The organism is Paenibacillus sp. FSL F4-0243, assembly GCF_037963295.1.
In the GTDB taxonomy this organism is placed as follows: Bacteria; Bacillota; Bacilli; order Paenibacillales; family Paenibacillaceae; genus Paenibacillus_AQ.
The window spans coordinates 794,719-809,879 of record NZ_CP150151.1 but is presented as its reverse complement, the minus strand read 5'-3'; the positions used below and the strand labels follow the sequence as shown (position 1 = coordinate 809,879).

The 15,161-nt window shown below is 40.8% G+C and carries 15 protein-coding genes; 4 read left to right on the top strand and 11 right to left on the bottom strand.

Annotated features, from left to right (window positions below; genetic code table 11):
- Nucleotides 1-74: 74 nt before the first annotated feature.
- The 8 genes from ssuE to NSS87_RS03515 all read right to left on the bottom strand — a co-directional run bounded on the left by ssuE (nucleotide 75) and on the right by NSS87_RS03515 (nucleotide 7,683).
- A complete protein-coding gene (ssuE, locus tag NSS87_RS03550) occupies nucleotides 75-608 on the bottom strand; it encodes an NADPH-dependent FMN reductase (RefSeq protein ID WP_339244795.1) in 534 nt (177 codons plus the stop codon).
- A complete protein-coding gene (locus NSS87_RS03545) occupies nucleotides 608-1,966 on the bottom strand; it encodes an LLM class flavin-dependent oxidoreductase (RefSeq protein ID WP_339244793.1) in 1,359 nt (452 codons plus the stop codon). Before NSS87_RS03545 ends, ssuE begins: the two co-directional genes overlap by 1 nt.
- A 42-nt stretch (nucleotides 1,967-2,008) precedes the next feature.
- Entirely contained in the window at nucleotides 2,009-3,016 is a 1,008-nt protein-coding gene (locus NSS87_RS03540) for an ABC transporter substrate-binding protein (RefSeq protein ID WP_339244791.1), read from the bottom strand.
- Between the two features lie 165 nt (nucleotides 3,017-3,181).
- Complete coding sequence (locus NSS87_RS03535; RefSeq protein ID WP_339248414.1) at nucleotides 3,182-3,937, bottom strand: ABC transporter permease; 756 nt, start codon at nucleotides 3,935-3,937, stop codon at nucleotides 3,182-3,184.
- A gap of 90 nt (nucleotides 3,938-4,027) precedes the next feature.
- Nucleotides 4,028-4,837: an ABC transporter ATP-binding protein gene (locus NSS87_RS03530; protein ID WP_042184834.1), complete on the bottom strand. Its 810-nt coding sequence runs from the start codon at nucleotides 4,835-4,837 to the stop codon at nucleotides 4,028-4,030.
- Nucleotides 4,838-5,090: 253 nt separating this feature from the next.
- Nucleotides 5,091-5,861, bottom strand: coding sequence for a type II CAAX endopeptidase family protein (locus tag NSS87_RS03525; RefSeq protein ID WP_339244789.1), 771 nt, complete (start codon nucleotides 5,859-5,861; stop codon nucleotides 5,091-5,093).
- A gap of 170 nt (nucleotides 5,862-6,031) precedes the next feature.
- On the bottom strand, nucleotides 6,032-7,147 hold the full coding sequence (locus tag NSS87_RS03520) for a slipin family protein (protein ID WP_339244787.1): 1,116 nt from the start codon (nucleotides 7,145-7,147) through the stop codon (nucleotides 6,032-6,034).
- Between the two features lie 386 nt (nucleotides 7,148-7,533).
- A complete protein-coding gene (locus NSS87_RS03515) occupies nucleotides 7,534-7,683 on the bottom strand; it encodes a hypothetical protein (RefSeq protein ID WP_339244785.1) in 150 nt (49 codons plus the stop codon).
- A 62-nt stretch (nucleotides 7,684-7,745) separates the two neighbouring features.
- On the opposite strand from NSS87_RS03515, the gene NSS87_RS03510 reads away from it, so the two are divergent.
- Nucleotides 7,746-9,056: a WYL domain-containing protein gene (locus NSS87_RS03510; RefSeq protein ID WP_149647753.1), complete on the top strand. Its 1,311-nt coding sequence runs from the start codon at nucleotides 7,746-7,748 to the stop codon at nucleotides 9,054-9,056.
- The gene (locus tag NSS87_RS03505) at nucleotides 9,043-9,867 is read left to right on the top strand and encodes a WYL domain-containing protein (RefSeq protein WP_339244781.1); all 825 of its coding nucleotides are present in this window, start codon (nucleotides 9,043-9,045) and stop codon (nucleotides 9,865-9,867) included. Before NSS87_RS03510 ends, NSS87_RS03505 begins: the two co-directional genes overlap by 14 nt.
- Nucleotides 9,868-9,884: 17 nt before the next feature.
- Here NSS87_RS03505 and NSS87_RS03500 read toward each other — a convergent pair whose 3' ends face one another.
- Entirely contained in the window at nucleotides 9,885-10,250 is a 366-nt protein-coding gene (locus NSS87_RS03500; protein WP_339248412.1) for a pyridoxal-phosphate dependent enzyme, read from the bottom strand.
- 524 nt (nucleotides 10,251-10,774) lie between these two features.
- A complete protein-coding gene (locus NSS87_RS03495; protein ID WP_339244778.1) occupies nucleotides 10,775-11,272 on the bottom strand; it encodes a hypothetical protein in 498 nt (165 codons plus the stop codon).
- 151 nt (nucleotides 11,273-11,423) lie between these two features.
- On the opposite strand from NSS87_RS03495, the gene NSS87_RS03490 reads away from it, so the two are divergent.
- Nucleotides 11,424-11,672: a helix-turn-helix transcriptional regulator gene (locus tag NSS87_RS03490; protein WP_339244777.1), complete on the top strand. Its 249-nt coding sequence runs from the start codon at nucleotides 11,424-11,426 to the stop codon at nucleotides 11,670-11,672.
- A 110-nt stretch (nucleotides 11,673-11,782) separates the two neighbouring features.
- Nucleotides 11,783-12,181: a (deoxy)nucleoside triphosphate pyrophosphohydrolase gene (locus NSS87_RS03485; RefSeq protein WP_339244774.1), complete on the top strand. Its 399-nt coding sequence runs from the start codon at nucleotides 11,783-11,785 to the stop codon at nucleotides 12,179-12,181.
- Nucleotides 12,182-12,200: 19 nt separating this feature from the next.
- Here the strand turns inward: NSS87_RS03485 and NSS87_RS03480 are convergent, their stop codons facing one another.
- Nucleotides 12,201-15,011 carry a DEAD/DEAH box helicase gene (locus NSS87_RS03480; RefSeq protein WP_339244772.1) on the bottom strand — a complete coding sequence of 937 codons (2,811 nt, stop codon included), beginning with the start codon at nucleotides 15,009-15,011 and terminating at the stop codon, nucleotides 12,201-12,203.
- Between the last annotated feature and the right edge of the window lie 150 nt (nucleotides 15,012-15,161).

Genomic DNA, 15,161 nt, shown 5'->3' with positions numbered 1-15,161 from the left:
ATAATCACAACACAAAAAAACGCCACCCCGAAAGGCTGCGTTAATGTTAATCCCTTACTTACTGCTCCCCTAGCTTAATTAATTATTTTTGCAGGTGCAAGCTTTAGTAATTCTACATTTAGGCGTTGCTCTGCTTCCTCATCAATACGATAACCATCTGCTTCTAACCGTTCTATTTGCCGATCTAAGAAATAAACCGTATTAAAAATCTCAGTAGCACCCAGCACGGATAATACAGGTTTCAATGCATATTCAATAGCTAGAAGATGACCTAACGAACCCCCAATAGCAATAGGTACAATTCGCTTATCAACCAGCGCTTTTTGCGGAAGGAGATCTAAATAGGTTTTTAAAATCCCCGTATAGGAAGCTTTATAGATAGGCGTTAATATGACAACAATATCTGCTTCTTCCACTAGTGCATTAGCCTCTAGAATCTCCTCGCTGGCAAAATTGGCCGTAAGCAAATCAATTGCAGGTAGCTCATGGACATAGATCGAATGATGCCCAATCCCCTTTTGTTCTAAAAATCTTCCAACCTGCTGATGGATAGCAGTTAACCGGGACTTTCTAGTATTTCCTCCATTAATAATGACTGCTTTGCTCATTACACATTCCCTCCTGTGCTCGCAACGGTTAGTGCTTTTTCAAGTGTGGGTACAACAGGTACAGATAGTCCTAAATTTCCTCGAAGCGTGTTACTCTCATATTCAGTGCGGAATAAGCCCCTACGCTGTAGTTCAGGAATTACCAATTCAACAATATCGTTAAAACCTTCTGGGAAATGGGGAGGCATCACATTAAATCCATCTGCCCCTTCATTTAAGAACCATTCTTCTAATTGATCTACGATTTGTTCAGGTGTTCCAACGATTTCCCGGTGCCCGCGTGCTCCAGCGATCCGTTCATAAATTGCACGTATGGATTGCAGATTTTCACGTTTGGCAATATCACGAATAATGTTGTAGCGGATCCTCGGATTGGTCTCATCTTCAATGGAACTGAATTCCGGAAGTGGTTCTTCGACATCATACCCTGACAGATCAATGTTAGTGAAAGCTGACAAATACGATAATCCTACGTCAGGCAAAATGTAGCTGTTTAATTGCTGCTGTTTCAACAAAGCTTCTTCCTCAGTTTTCGCTACAGTAATAAACACACCCGGCATGATCTTCAAGTCCTCCGGCTTACGTCCATATTTATCCAACCGACCCTTTACATCCCGATAAAAGGTTTGCGCTTCTTCAAGGGTTTGCCATGCTGTAAAAATAACTTCCGCGGTCTTCGCCGCCAGTTCTTTTCCAGATTCAGACGACCCGGCTTGTACTATCACTGGATGTCCTTGTGGTGTTGTTGATGAATCAAGTGAACCTTGTACTTTAAACCAGGCTCCTTCATGGTCAACGTGATGTACCTTGTCTACATTTAAATACCGGCCTTTTTCCTTATCGATGACTAGCGCCTCAGACTCAATGGATAACCAGAGCTGTTTGACAACCTCCACAAATTCCTCTGCACGTTCATAGCGTGATGCATGCTGCAAATGTTTATCCTTACCAAACAGGAGAGCTTCCCCCTCATTGGCTGATGTTACTACATTCCAGGCGGCACGCCCCTTGGATAAATGATCAATAGCTGCAAATTTACGCGCTACATGGTATGGATCGTTATAGGTAGTCGTCAAAGTGGCCGTTAACCCAATATTCTTAGTTACCGCTGCGAGTGCCGAAATAATAATAACGGGGTCTAGCTTCAATGATGATTGTGCATTTCCCGAAAGCTTTTGACCCAATACATCTGCAAAAAACACCATGTCGAACTTACCACGCTCAGCCGTTTGTGCAATCTCCGTTAAATACTCCAAATCAAATGCCCGACTTGCCCCTGAAGAAGGATGACGCCAGCTTGCTACATGATGACCAGGTAGATTAATGAATGCCCCGAGTTTCATTTGTTTTTTTGTCATGCTAATCACTCCTATTGTTTATTTTTCAACTTATATAGAAAATTATTTAGCAAAAGGATTAAATTCGTTCGTATATAACTCTTCCGGTTTCACTTGGCCTTCCTTTAGCTCCCCATTTGCCACAAGCCAATCAATCCAAACATCGTATTCCGATGGTGTGATCACACCGCCTTTTTCAGAGATGCCCGTACTCTTCCAAAACTTAAGATTATCTGTGGTTTCCTTGCGTTCACGCTTATTAATAATTTCCTCGAATTGTTTAATTACTTCCTCCCTAGGTGTCGTTCGGGCCCATTCAATCGCCTTAGCCACTCCATCTACAAATTGCCTGACGGTATTAGGATTATCCTTGATATATTGATCTGTGAAAAAGTAATCACCCGCAGTAAACTCTGTGCCAAACACATCAATATCTTTGAAAATTTCTGCTACCCCTCCTGTTGTTAAAGCCCTATCCCGGGCAATCCCACTTAACATAACCACATCGATCTGATGATTCCGCAGAATCTGTTCTGCACTAGAACTTGGAACAGTCACTAAGGTTACTTGTTCAATTTCCTTTTCAGTCAAGTTGCCTTGGCGTAAATAATCTTTAATGACGAATTCCGAATGGGCACCGAGAATATTCACCCCTACCTTTTTACCAATAAAATCTTTAGCCGACTTTATAGCTCCCCCCTCGAGGGCATATGCACCTACATACGTATTTTTATCACTGCCATAGGAGCCAATGACCGACTTTATTTTTACGTTCTTGGCGTAAGACTTAATAATGGCTCCATTAAATGCTGCACCAAAGTCAATTTGTTTCGTCGCGGTTAATTGAATACTTTCTGGACCACCCACGCTGTCACCAATAGACTCTAACTTCAGATCTCCTAAGTAGCCTAAATCGGCAGCTAGCTCTGGGAAAGAGACACTTCCAGGGGCAGACTGATATTGCAGGATCTGATCTTCTCCACTTTTCGCGGAGGACTTACCCTCTGAGCAGCCAGATAAAATACCACTAACCAAGCCTACAAATATAAGCAGTGCTACTGTTTTGTTCATCTCGCTTCTCCTTTTCCAAATGAATTCTATTTTTCTGAGCTACAGTTCCAAACTTCCCCTCCGCCACTCTTCCTTTTTAGATTTTTTAAGTTCAATCAATATATAATTAATTCAATTTGTTTAGTGGGTATTATTCCTAAAAAAATATCATTTAAGATCATCCTTCTATTCATTCACCGGTTGCTTCCATTTAGAAAATTTACGCTCGAGTAAGGTCAAGCCTTGGTTGATTAGCAAGCCCAATAAGGCAATGGTTAATATGCCGGCGTACATTTGAGGGATTTGAAAGTTATATTGAGAATAAGTAATTAAATACCCTAAGCCTTCTTTTGCCCCTACCATCTCTGCAGCAATCAATACTAATATCGCCCCTGTTCCTGCCATCCGAATACCTGTAAAAATAGTTGGCACGGATGCCGGCAAAATCACCTTTAGAAATAACTTAAACGACTTAATATTCATGGATTTGGCCGCTTTTATAAGCAAGGGATCAACGTTACCTACAGCAGCAATCGTATTTAGAAGAATAGGCCATGTGCAAGCAAATAGGACGATCGTAATCTTGGAGGTTTCACCAATCCCTAGCAGCAGCATAAATACCGGAAGTAAAGCGAGCGCAGCCGTATTTCGGAACAACTCCAACACTGGATTTAACAACTCCCTAGCTAATGGATACCAGCCAATCAGTAATCCTAACGGGATCGCAATTATTACCGCTAACGCAAATCCACTGAACGAGCGAATGATACTCGCTAAGAAATGAGTGAATAGCTCACCTGAAGCTATCAAATTCCATAAGGCGGTGATTACCTCAGAAATAGGTGGGAAAAATGCTGCGTCAACTAAGCCCGCCCGTGGTGCGATTTCCCATAGTAAGAACAATAAGACTAAAACAATAGACTGTTTAAACACCTTAAGCACGCCGGAAAAAGAAACAGGATTACGTTTCTTAAGCTGTAACGTTGAATGAGCAGTCTTTACCGATTCGATGGGAATACCCTCCTTTATCAACTAAATATACGCACCTTTGTATTCAGGTTCATGCAAATAACCCCACACTTCATGCCGAGCCTTCACAAAATCAGGATGTGAGCGAATATCCGCATCTTCCAATCGTGATTTTAGCGGAATATTTACAATCTTCCTCACCGTCCCGGGTCCTGGTGTCAGGACGACTACTCGCTCCCCAAGATAAACGGCCTCATCAATACCATGCGTAATAAAAATGATGGTTTTTTGGGTCTTCTGCCAAATTCGTAAAAGCTCACTTTGCAGTGATTCTCTTGTTTGGGCATCCAGTGCGGCAAAAGGCTCATCCATTAACAAGACGTCTGGGTTAAAGGCAAGACTTCTGGCAATGGCTACACGCTGCTTCATCCCCCCGGAAAGCTCATGAGGATAACGATCTCCGAAATCACTAAGCCCAACTAATGAAAGAAAATGCCTAACCTGCTCTCTACGTTCGTGCTTTGGGATTCCCTTTGCTTCTAAGCCAAATTCAATATTGCCACGCGCGGTCTTCCATGGAAATAAAGCATACTGCTGAAACACAATACCCCGATCAAGCCCTGGACCTGTTATGGGGTGACCATCTATTAAAATACGACCGTGTGTGGGAGACGATAAACCACTAATCAAATCAAGCAAAGTTGATTTCCCGCAGCCACTTGGACCCACTATCGTTATAAATTCACCTTCTCTTACGGAAAAATCCAGCTCTTGTACCGCTGTGAATTGCCCTGTTCCCTCCTTTTGCTTGGAATCTCGAACACTGAACGTTTTCGTGACACTGTCAAACCTGATTTTTTCAGCAGCAGCCATTGACTTCACCTCAACTAGTTATGATTACGGGAAAGTGATCGTTCGCCAAAAAGGCTCAGATGACAACGACTAGCGTTTGTCCCCTGAGCCTCTGGTTGAACCAGTCAGCATATTCCGTTTTAAACATTTGAACGCTTAAATTTAAATATTCGCATTTTGTATTAATCTGATGGGATTACTATATTTTAATCCGGTGGGATTGTCAACAATAAATTCAATTCTACTTAATTAAACCCATTATTGGCAGATTAATTCAACGAATGAAATACTGCATGATGAATGGTGCTACGGACGAAGCTGTAAGCAAGCTGAACAATGTAATTGCATAGTCGTTCAAAATATGCGCGATACTAGATGCCCAAATATTCTTAGTCTTCATATAAGCCCCTGTAAGAACAAGACGTACAAGGCCAATACCTACAAGTGCTTGTACGAGATTCCAATGATAGGTTGGTAGGTGAATGGCTCCGAAGATCACTGCTGTAACAAGAAATGCAATCCAGATTCCCGCTCTGCGAGAAAGCTTGAAATTCACCACACACAATTGCAATATAAACAGGAATGGTAAAATGGTTAACAATTCTTCACCAACAAGTTGAATCCCCATTTTGACAAACATCAATACTTTACCAAGAGAATCAAGTTCTGCAAAGACATTAACTACCGCATCAGCTACAGTATTAACTTTTACTACATAGACTAGAATGAGACCGACAATCGGAGTAGCAATTATATTAAAGATAAAGAACAGCACACCCCACTTAACATCATTCTTTGTAATTTTACGAAACAGGTGATTCGCATGACCCTTAGATGCCCAAATGAATGCAACAAGCGGAATTCCCGTGAACAATATAGGTGCTAAATATTCGTTAACTTTCAATGGGATAAACGGTATTCGAGTGGTCAACGCGATAAATCCCAATACAATCGCTACCATTACAACGAGCCATTTCATAACAGGAATTTGTACAGGTAATTCATTGTAAAACGGGTAATCTAAATTTTCTTTTGCTTTTTTCATGGGTTTTCTTCCTCCAAATATCGTACTAAACTCTTGATACCCATAAGTTAAACCACTTATATGAACCTAATGTGAACTGGATGAATATACAGAAACTTTTCAGAAAAAAAAACCAAAAAAAATGCCAGTCTCCATTAGGAGTGGCACTTATCTGTTCCATTTAATATTCCTTATTTGCCTGTCGCTTTTCGTTCGCCAAGCAAAGAGTTTAGTTGCTCCAACAAATCCCCGCCACCCGTAAAAGATATGGATCCGATTTTCTCGCATATTCTCTCGAGGAATTCCAGCTCTTTCAGTCGGAACAGCGTCTGATTCTCATCCATTAGCTTTGCGGTGTTAAGCAAGCTTCGGGTTGAGGCCGTTTCTTCACGACGAGTAATTAGATTTGCCTGTGCTCTTTTCTCCGCAAGCAGAACAGTGTTAATTATATCTCTCATTTCCCCTGGCAAAACGACATCCTTAACCCCAGCACTCAGGAAATCTACTCCGAACTCTTCACCCTTCTCACGTAAACGGGATAGGACGAACGACGCAACGTCCTCTTTTCGTTTCAGAAGATCATCCAATTTGAGCGTTCCGACATATTCCCGCAGCATAAGCTGAAGCTGGATATGGATTTGCTCGTCAAATGACTTCATTTCCAGAGCACGTAATGGCGTTACGATCTTGTACTGACAAACGAAGTTAAGCCGCAGCGAAACTTTGTCTTCCGTCATGATCTCTTGGCCGATGAGATCCATTTGTTGTTGTCTTAAATCAATCGTCTTTACCACAGTCGAAACTGGACCTCTCCAGAAGTGGTACTTGCCAGGAGGAAGTTCTCGTTGTAATACATGATCATAAAACAGAAATCCAGATTCGTAGCTCGCAATTTCGTAGGACTGCACACTAGATGTTAGCTTCGCTATAATTGCACGGTTTACCTCGACAGGCAATTCAGGTTGTCTGATATCTGCATGGAAAAAGGTGTGTTCTTTAAGTATATTCCAGAATGCGTAGACACCAGGCTTAAGTAATTGAACAAATTTCCCGTCCTCATAGTACAGAACATACTCGTGATCTTGTACACGTACGATATCGAGCTCACGCACGAGATCTTCATCATGAAGGAATAACTTCATATCTTTTCCTTCCACATTAAATGGTTTAGCGATATTCAACACCACAACGGTGGATTTTGACCACATTGAAAAGTGATAGCTCCCCGGCATCAGCTTTTTCACATAACTTCCTTTATGAAATAGCAAACCACGTTCGTCAGCTTGAATCGTTACTTTGTTCAACATAATGTTTCCCCCTAATTAGTTCGACCATTGGTCTTAGAATCCCACTGAAGTTCTGGCGGAATCTCGTTTTAGCTAAGCGATTTATCTGTTGTTCTCATGGATATTCTCACACTTTAATCTAAGAGAACTTCCTGAAATTTCGCACAAGCGGTATCCACGGATTGCAAAGCCTTACTTCAGTGCACTAAAGCTAGCTGCAAGGGATTCTAGCCTTTGGTCTTTTCTTCAATTTTTCGCTCGATTTGAAGTCGAGTGCTCTACCAGAATCGCGTCCAAGGCGATTGGGGAATTGAACCCCTAATAAGGGATTCCTACCGATCCGATCGTACAGGATACCGTAACATAGCATGCACGGCACTGCGGGATACATCGATATCCGCGCCTCGTTACGACCGTCCAAATAAGAACCAATGTATGATGAAACGCCATTTGGCGTTTACCATCTTGCTAAATGCTGTCTCACAGGTTCTATAATCGCTCATTTCAGCCTTAACGAACATGGTGAAAGTATTACGACTGCATATAAACTTTTCCATTACACCCAAATCCCTCCCCTGTTACAATGGAAGAAGATGCTTCATTTGAACGGAGGATACCTTTGGCTAAGGAAAGCTTTGATAAAGAAATACAGTTTCTGCGAATGCTGGTGCTTACGAGCGGGGCATTCAGCAGACAACAGTTCGCAGACAGATTGGGGATTTCCGTTCACACCTTTGATAAAACGATCCGACGACTCAAACAAGTAGCTAGCTCCACGCACCAGCACTTGGCAGATGAACAGAGCAGGGAATTTTCCGAGACCTTTCGCCTCAGATATTATGACTCCACCGATCCATTACTCTTATTTCTATTCCGCGCCAAATCCGTAAAGGAATCTGAAAGCCAGCGAGTCTCGCTGCTTCTAGGTGCAATGAATGGACAAGCCTTGACTGCGAAGGATTTATTGGAGATGTGCTGCAGCAGTCTGCCTTCTGATCTACCTTTACCTGACGAAAAGACCATTCGCTCAGATCTCAAATACTTGGAGGAGGTCGGAGTCATTACAAGAGAGCCGGGATCTCGCCCGTACCGGTATCGAATCCAAGACGACTTGATTCGAAGCTTATTGGATGAAGAACTTATCGATTTATATGATTTTGTAGATGTGATGGCGAACACTCAAGTCCCTTCCGTTCAAGGATATTTACTACGTGATGGATTAAAAAAACATCTTCTCCGCAATCAAGTTGAGCGGCATGCCGTTGAACCATTTTTATATAAATATCACTATTACTCGAGGATTTTAGATGAGGCGCATCTGTTTACACTTCTTCATGCCATGCGCCATCGCCGCAAAGTCAGGTTTCTATATTTCTCACCGAAGTCTGAGAAAAGCTACGCATCCAAAAACACCAATCCCCTGTTTGAACGTGAACCAGAGGGCAAAGCTGAAAAGGTGGTTCCACTTAAAATTGTGTACGATCATCAATATGGAAGATGGTATTTGCTCTCGTATGATAGACAGGGTATTCGGAAATACCGGATGGAAGGAATTACGCAAATCGAAGAAGCTGAACCTGTGGATGAGATCTGGTACGACGAAAAGAATAAAGAACTTGCCGAGAAGATTAGGTACAGTTGGTTGATAGATACTGGCCGGCCGGTGACCGTACGTGTCCGGTTTTTTAATCCGGGAGGTTCGGAACCGAACTTCATCAAGGAACGGGTACTCTTGCAGGGACAATGGGGGGAAATTGTATTTGAGGATGAACATTCGTTTATTTATGAAATCATCGTAAACGGAGTTACTGAAATTAAGCCATGGCTACGTAGCTTCGGTTCTAGCTGTGAGGTTCTGGAGCCCGCTTCGTTTCGCCAGGAAATCATTGCTGAATGGAAGGAGATCCAAGCTTACTATGAATCTGTTTGAGAAAATATTCAATCACCAGATCATTTCCCGATTGGAGGACTCCGGTACTTTCATGATCACTACGCACGAACGGGCCTGGCTGAAGACGATGCTGGAGCATCCCTCGGCAGCTGATGCTTTCACTGCGGATACTATGGACAAGCTACGTACTGCCCTTGAGTCGGAACAGGGGATGGATATTTCCAATCATTTGATTGAAAAAGCCCGTACGCTTGAAAAGCAAGTCTACCACCCTCTTCTGCGATCTTTGCGCCGGCATATCATGAATAAAACGGGCATTCTTATCACCTACGCGATTAAGGGCGACCGTATTAATAAGGATCATTTGGGGTTTCCGTATAAGTTGGAATACTCCATGGTCAAAAGAGAATGGTATTTGCTCTGGTATCACACTCGGCATCACTCCTTGATGAGTACCCGGCTAAAGAAGATCCAGTCCGTCACATCAGAACCAATCGAACCCTCAGCTGCAGAGAACATTCTAAGGAAGATCGGAGAAACTCTTGAATCACGTAAAACCGAAGTCATCATTGAAATTGTCCGCGTTTATAACGCAGAGCTATCCCGTATTCTATACGCCTTCTCCAGCTTTGAAAAAAATGTTGAGTATGATACGGAGAAGGATACCTATCGAGTCAGAGTTTCTCTGCTTGGGGAGGAGCTCGAGTATTTACTTTCCAAGATACGTTTTCTGGGAAAGCGGGTTTGGGTGGTCGAAGGCGATTATTTGAAAAAGCGGATGCTTGAATCATCGTCAAAAGCTTTAGAGCGTTATGGAATCATACCCACCGATGAAGAACTATCTTCGTAATCTGAGATAAATAAGAGTCATGTAGTTAGCAATCTATGCCTACATGACTCTTTTGAATTACCTATTAATATTGCTGCTATGAAATCATCAACATAATCTTTTGCCATCTCATAACTCAGTTTCCCGACTCCACCAAGAAGAGCATCACACAATGACTCCTCGTAAGGATATTCTTCATAGAAGATGTTATCTTCGTAAGATTTCAACATTGCAGGACAAGCCTCTGTTTGTACTCCAATAATACGGATAGCTGGGTTAATCGCTTTAGCCGCAACCGCGATCCCTGTAATAAGACCTCCACCACCTATCGGAACTACTATGGTATCAATATCTTTATTCTGTTCCACAATTTCAATTGCAACGGTCCCTTGCCCTCCATAGATTTCTGGATCACTATAGTATGCGTCAATATAGGTTAAGCCGCGTTCACAATATACTTCATACCTAATGAATGAGCCTCATCATAATTTTTACCTAATTGCATTACATCGGCTCCGAAATACTTGATTTTATCTATCTTACTTATGAGAGTACCCAGTGGCACAATTACATTTTTTATTCCTAGGATTGATGCTGCATAGCTTACGGAGCTTCCAACGCGCAGCTTGTGGCGGTTTGGATTCGGATCTTATAAAGAGAGAAAATAGAGTTTTCAGCATAAGAGAACCTCATATGATCTAGATTTTACAATATGTATGATTATTCGACAATTTGGGAACATATCCCTTTATTCTGATTATGAGTGGAGGCCTGCTCTCTTTTTTGGATGAACAGCATCGAAAAAAGCAAAAATTCCAAACATATACAAGAAAAAAGACTGTCGCATGTACAGTCCGAAAATAAAGTATGCGTTTATCCCCTTCGGTTCCGATCCCTATATGCTTCTCCGGCAGCCACAGGGCATGTCTTAGTCCGAAAGAACCGAAGGGGCAGTAAGGGCATTTGCAAGCTGCATGCCATCCTTTAGTCCTTGAAGATATAGACGTTCATAAAGAACGGCTTGCTTCAATTGAAGCTTATCCTCCCAGTACTCAAACTCTGGCATACGTGCAATGTCCGTGGAGTCAAACAACGCTTGAAAAGCTTTTCGCTCTTCTTCAAAAACATGTCTAGGCTCGGATTGATGTTCAATCTGTGCGGTCACCTCATCCAATCGACCTTGAATTGTCTGTAAAAACCATACCGGAAAGCCCACCACATCTCCTCCAAGACAAAAATTCAAACGAAAAGACGCTGTATGTCCAACTTTTTCTTGATACATCCGATTAATGAGTTCGTCAACCTTACGACTCTGAGCCTGAACCGCTTCATTGCTGCTTAACGGAATTCCCTGCTCCAGTGATTTCTGTCCGAGTACATTCAGCTTTCGCTTTTCCTCCTCATATTTGTGCTTCAGATGTTGCATTGCACCCCCACCTTCCTGGAAAAGCTATGTTTGTAGACGATGTGCAAAGATTTTAATGCGTTTATCGGTTTATTTTATTTTAATTCGATATTCGCATTAAAACAACTGTAACCTCGCATACAATTTGGTTAAATTGTGAGGTGACAAGGCAATGAGACATCGCAAAGAGCCACCAGGTGACAAAAACATCATCGGAACCCGAGTTGTAGCTATTCGAAAAGCTAAGCGAATGAAGCAAAAGGATTTCCTCGCCAGGTTGCAAACCTTCGGTTTAGACATCAGTCCAACCAGTTTATCGCGATTGGAAGGTCAATATAGGCTCGTGCAAGATTATGAGGTGGTTGCTATAGCTAAAGCGTTGGATGTTTCCGTTGGGGAGTTGTTGGGGGAGGAGAAGTAAGAACAAAAAATGAGATTAAAAACTTGAATCCTCTGCTCCTTATTACTGCTTGGAGTCTTTTACTTAAGTAAAGTAATATTATAATACTAAAGAAATGCTAGGAGGCACTGATGAAAAAGCTAGTTAATGTTGTTGCGGCAATTATAGAAAATGATCAACAAGAAATACTATGTGCGTTAAGATCACCGGTAATGTCGCTCCCGAATATGTGGGAATTTCCTGGGGGAAAAGTAGAAGTAAATGAGGATATCTACTCCGCTCTAGAGAGAGAAATTGCTGAAGAGTTAGATTGCAAGATCGAAACGATTAAAGAAGTATTCAACGATAATACGCATGAATACGATACGTTCATTATCAATTTAATTTCAATTAAATGTAATGTTATCGAAGGTGTTCCAGCTCCGAGTGAACATTCAAAACTGGTATGGCTGAAGAGAGACAATTTGTCATCCCTGAAATGGGCTCCAGCAGACATACCAGCCGTTGAACAATTAATTAGTGAAGTGTAGTCTTCTCATATATAGAAGACTACACCTTCTGGGTGAGTTCTGTATATAAGAGCGTAGGTATTTCATGATGCAATTGTATCTTTACGGTAATAGGTCTTTCGCCTTTATACTGAACGGTATCGCCTGTTCCAATGTAGATATAAGGCTCATTCTTACCGTCAATCACTTTATATTTTCTTACGAATAAATGCAGATGAATTCCTCGCGCCTTATTATCAATTATGTTCTGCCCACGATTAGAGTCTTGAGCAGTATTATTCGGACTTTGCCACTGAAAGTAACTCTCATCAATAAATTTATCCTCATAATTGATACTCTCCTTAATCCCCTCCTCCTTATGAAGATCTATGAACAAGAAGTAATCATTTTCATTTACCAATAGACCAGAACCCCGAAATGAACTATGGATCTTACGATAATTAGATAGCGGTGCTGTATCTACCATTTGATATTGCTCATAAAGCTTAAAGTGTGGCACCCCGTAATATTCATGTTCGAATTCATTCTCATAGCGGTGGATTCCATAATGAAGAATATCTACAATATATTTATTATACTCTTCATGATCAAGTAGCTTCTTCAGTAAAGGGCTTTTACTCAAAGTTCCATTGTTATAGTGAACTAATTTAGGCTTACTCTTCAATTGCCCACTGTCATAATAATCCTGATTCAAGCACTCAAAAGCATGTAAAATACTATCTTCATCAACATCATCCATTAGCTTTAATATTTGTAACTTAGCAGTCTCTAAATTGATCTCTTCATAATCGAGGAGATACTCTAAAATTGTAAATTCATATACTCTCTTAAGTGGAAGCTTGCTTGATAATTCTTTGAGTGTACTCTCGAAGGATTCGTCTAGTAAAAGTGACTTGAGCTGCTCATTCTTTTCGACATTAGCAACGAATTGCAAATAGTTTTTATCTCGATAAATGAATTTGACAGGATCAGGTGCACCATCGAATTTCAAATAATCCATTAGTAGAAATGGAATTCGTCCTTGGTTCAGCTTTTTGAACTCAAAATATTCTTCCTTTAAATACTTCAACGCATTGAAGTTCTCGTTATCGATCTGTGCTAGAATTCTCTCCTGCGTAATTTTGTCCATCTGAATATGCGTACATCCTGGGATATTCGCGAATCCTGTCGCAATGGCAACCTTCAAGCTTTCTTTGTCATAATACCGGCTTCCATTCAATGCGAGCGCAATTAGAAATGTCTTACTATGATTGCCAATGAAATCAAGAACCGTTAGGAAACTTTTGTATGTATATTTTCGCAATCCTCTGCCTAGCTGCTGTATAAACACTATGGGAGAATTCGTTGGTCTTAACATAAGGACTGTATTCACAGAGGGAATATCAACACCTTCATTGAAGATATCCACCGTAAAAATAAACTCTAACTCATCCTCATCACTTTCTAAGCGGCTAATATATTGTTCGCGCACATCTGGTGAATCAGCACCGAATAGACAGATACTTTTATAACCTCTCCGGTTAAATTCACTAGCCATATATTGAGCATGTTCGATGCTTACACAGAAACCCAATCCCTTACGTACATCGCCATCATAACCATAAAAATTCATTTGATCGATAATAAAATCAACGCGCTCGTTTACTTTTAACCTTTTGGTCAATTCAGCAATATCATCTATGTTTACATCACTTAAATCAATTCCTTCAATATCAGTAATGCCGAAATAGTGAAAAGGAACAACTAGTTCGTTCTCCAACGCTTCGTGTAACCGTACCTCTATGGCGACATTATTATCAAAAACATCAAATACATTTAAGCTATCACTACGTTCTGGCGTCGCTGTCATCCCTAGCAGAAAATTTGGTTCAAAATAATTGATAACTTCCTGATAAGTAGGACTTGTCGCATGATGCGCTTCATCTATAATCACGTAGTCAAACTCATCATTTCTGAATTCACGGAAACATCTAGAGATCGTCTGAATCGTGGCAAAGACGTAGTCTGCTTGTTGTTGCTTATAATTTCCAGTCAACAGACCGAACGTACGGCTATTACTTTCGAGTAGCAATTCGAAGGACGCTTTCGCCTTTGACAATATATCTTCTCTATGCACAATGAACAGAAGTTTTTTCGGATTCACGTTCTTCACATCGAATGCCGACATATAGGTCTTCCCCGTACCTGTCGCAGCGATAACAAGGGCTTTATTCTCACCTGCTCGTCTCAATCGATTCAAATTGTTTATCGCTCGCTTCTGCATGCTATTTGGAGTAATGCTTTGTGGTATCTCGAAGATAAAATTATGATCTTTTTGTAAATTTCTTAGAATTTTCTGTAGCTCTTCATATCGTTGAATAAATAGTGAATCTGCTTCGCGGCTCCTATTCCATAACTGTTTAAATTCGTTTAACACACCTTGAATAAACAAGTCGTTTTCTTTCCTTATTAGCTTAACATTCCATTCAATATTACTTTTCAGCGCACTCTGTGTAATATTCGACGAACCAATAATCACCTTGTAATAATCTTTGTATTCGAAAATATAAGCTTTCGTATGAAACCCGACCTCGCGATCAGTGACGAATACCTTCAATTCAATATTATTAAACTCATTTAACTTCTCTAATGCCTTAGCATCTGTGAAATTCAGATAAGTGGAGGTGATGATCTTTCCCTTAATCTGTTTCTTCTCCGCTTCTCTTAATGGCTCAAGCAGTAATTGTAGCCCACTAAAATTAATAAATGCCACACTGAAAAAGAATTGCTGGCATTCATTCATGGACTCTACTAGCTCAATTAATAAATTACCTTTATCAGAATTGACTACTAATTTCTGTGTATCTTTCATCTTGATCCTACTTTCGTTAATTCCAATATATGTTCGTTAAAAACACTAATAACATCCACTGTATCCCATTTGTGATGCATAGTAAACTGAAGAGATCTGTTAACCTCTTTAAAATGACGATATCAAACATATATCAAACAATGTATTAAT

What these genes read in the sequence shown, in the direction of transcription:
- NSS87_RS03490 (WP_339244777.1), top strand. Translation starts at nt 11,424, where the DNA reads ATGAGACATCGCAAAGAGCCACCAGGTGACAAAAACATCATCGGAACC.
- NSS87_RS03520 (WP_339244787.1), bottom strand. Translation starts at nt 7,147, where the DNA reads ATGTTGAACAAAGTAACGATTCAAGCTGACGAACGTGGTTTGCTATTT.
- ssuE (WP_339244795.1), bottom strand. Translation starts at nt 608, where the DNA reads ATGAGCAAAGCAGTCATTATTAATGGAGGAAATACTAGAAAGTCCCGG.
- NSS87_RS03515 (WP_339244785.1), bottom strand. Translation starts at nt 7,683, where the DNA reads ATGGAAAAGTTTATATGCAGTCGTAATACTTTCACCATGTTCGTTAAG.
- NSS87_RS03495 (WP_339244778.1), bottom strand. Translation starts at nt 11,272, where the DNA reads ATGCAACATCTGAAGCACAAATATGAGGAGGAAAAGCGAAAGCTGAAT.
- NSS87_RS03530 (WP_042184834.1), bottom strand. Translation starts at nt 4,837, where the DNA reads ATGGCTGCTGCTGAAAAAATCAGGTTTGACAGTGTCACGAAAACGTTC.
- NSS87_RS03480 (WP_339244772.1), bottom strand. Translation starts at nt 15,011, where the DNA reads ATGAAAGATACACAGAAATTAGTAGTCAATTCTGATAAAGGTAATTTA.
- NSS87_RS03525 (WP_339244789.1), bottom strand. Translation starts at nt 5,861, where the DNA reads ATGAAAAAAGCAAAAGAAAATTTAGATTACCCGTTTTACAATGAATTA.
- NSS87_RS03545 (WP_339244793.1), bottom strand. Translation starts at nt 1,966, where the DNA reads ATGACAAAAAAACAAATGAAACTCGGGGCATTCATTAATCTACCTGGT.
- NSS87_RS03540 (WP_339244791.1), bottom strand. Translation starts at nt 3,016, where the DNA reads ATGAACAAAACAGTAGCACTGCTTATATTTGTAGGCTTGGTTAGTGGT.
- NSS87_RS03485 (WP_339244774.1), top strand. Translation starts at nt 11,783, where the DNA reads ATGAAAAAGCTAGTTAATGTTGTTGCGGCAATTATAGAAAATGATCAA.
- NSS87_RS03505 (WP_339244781.1), top strand. Translation starts at nt 9,043, where the DNA reads ATGAATCTGTTTGAGAAAATATTCAATCACCAGATCATTTCCCGATTG.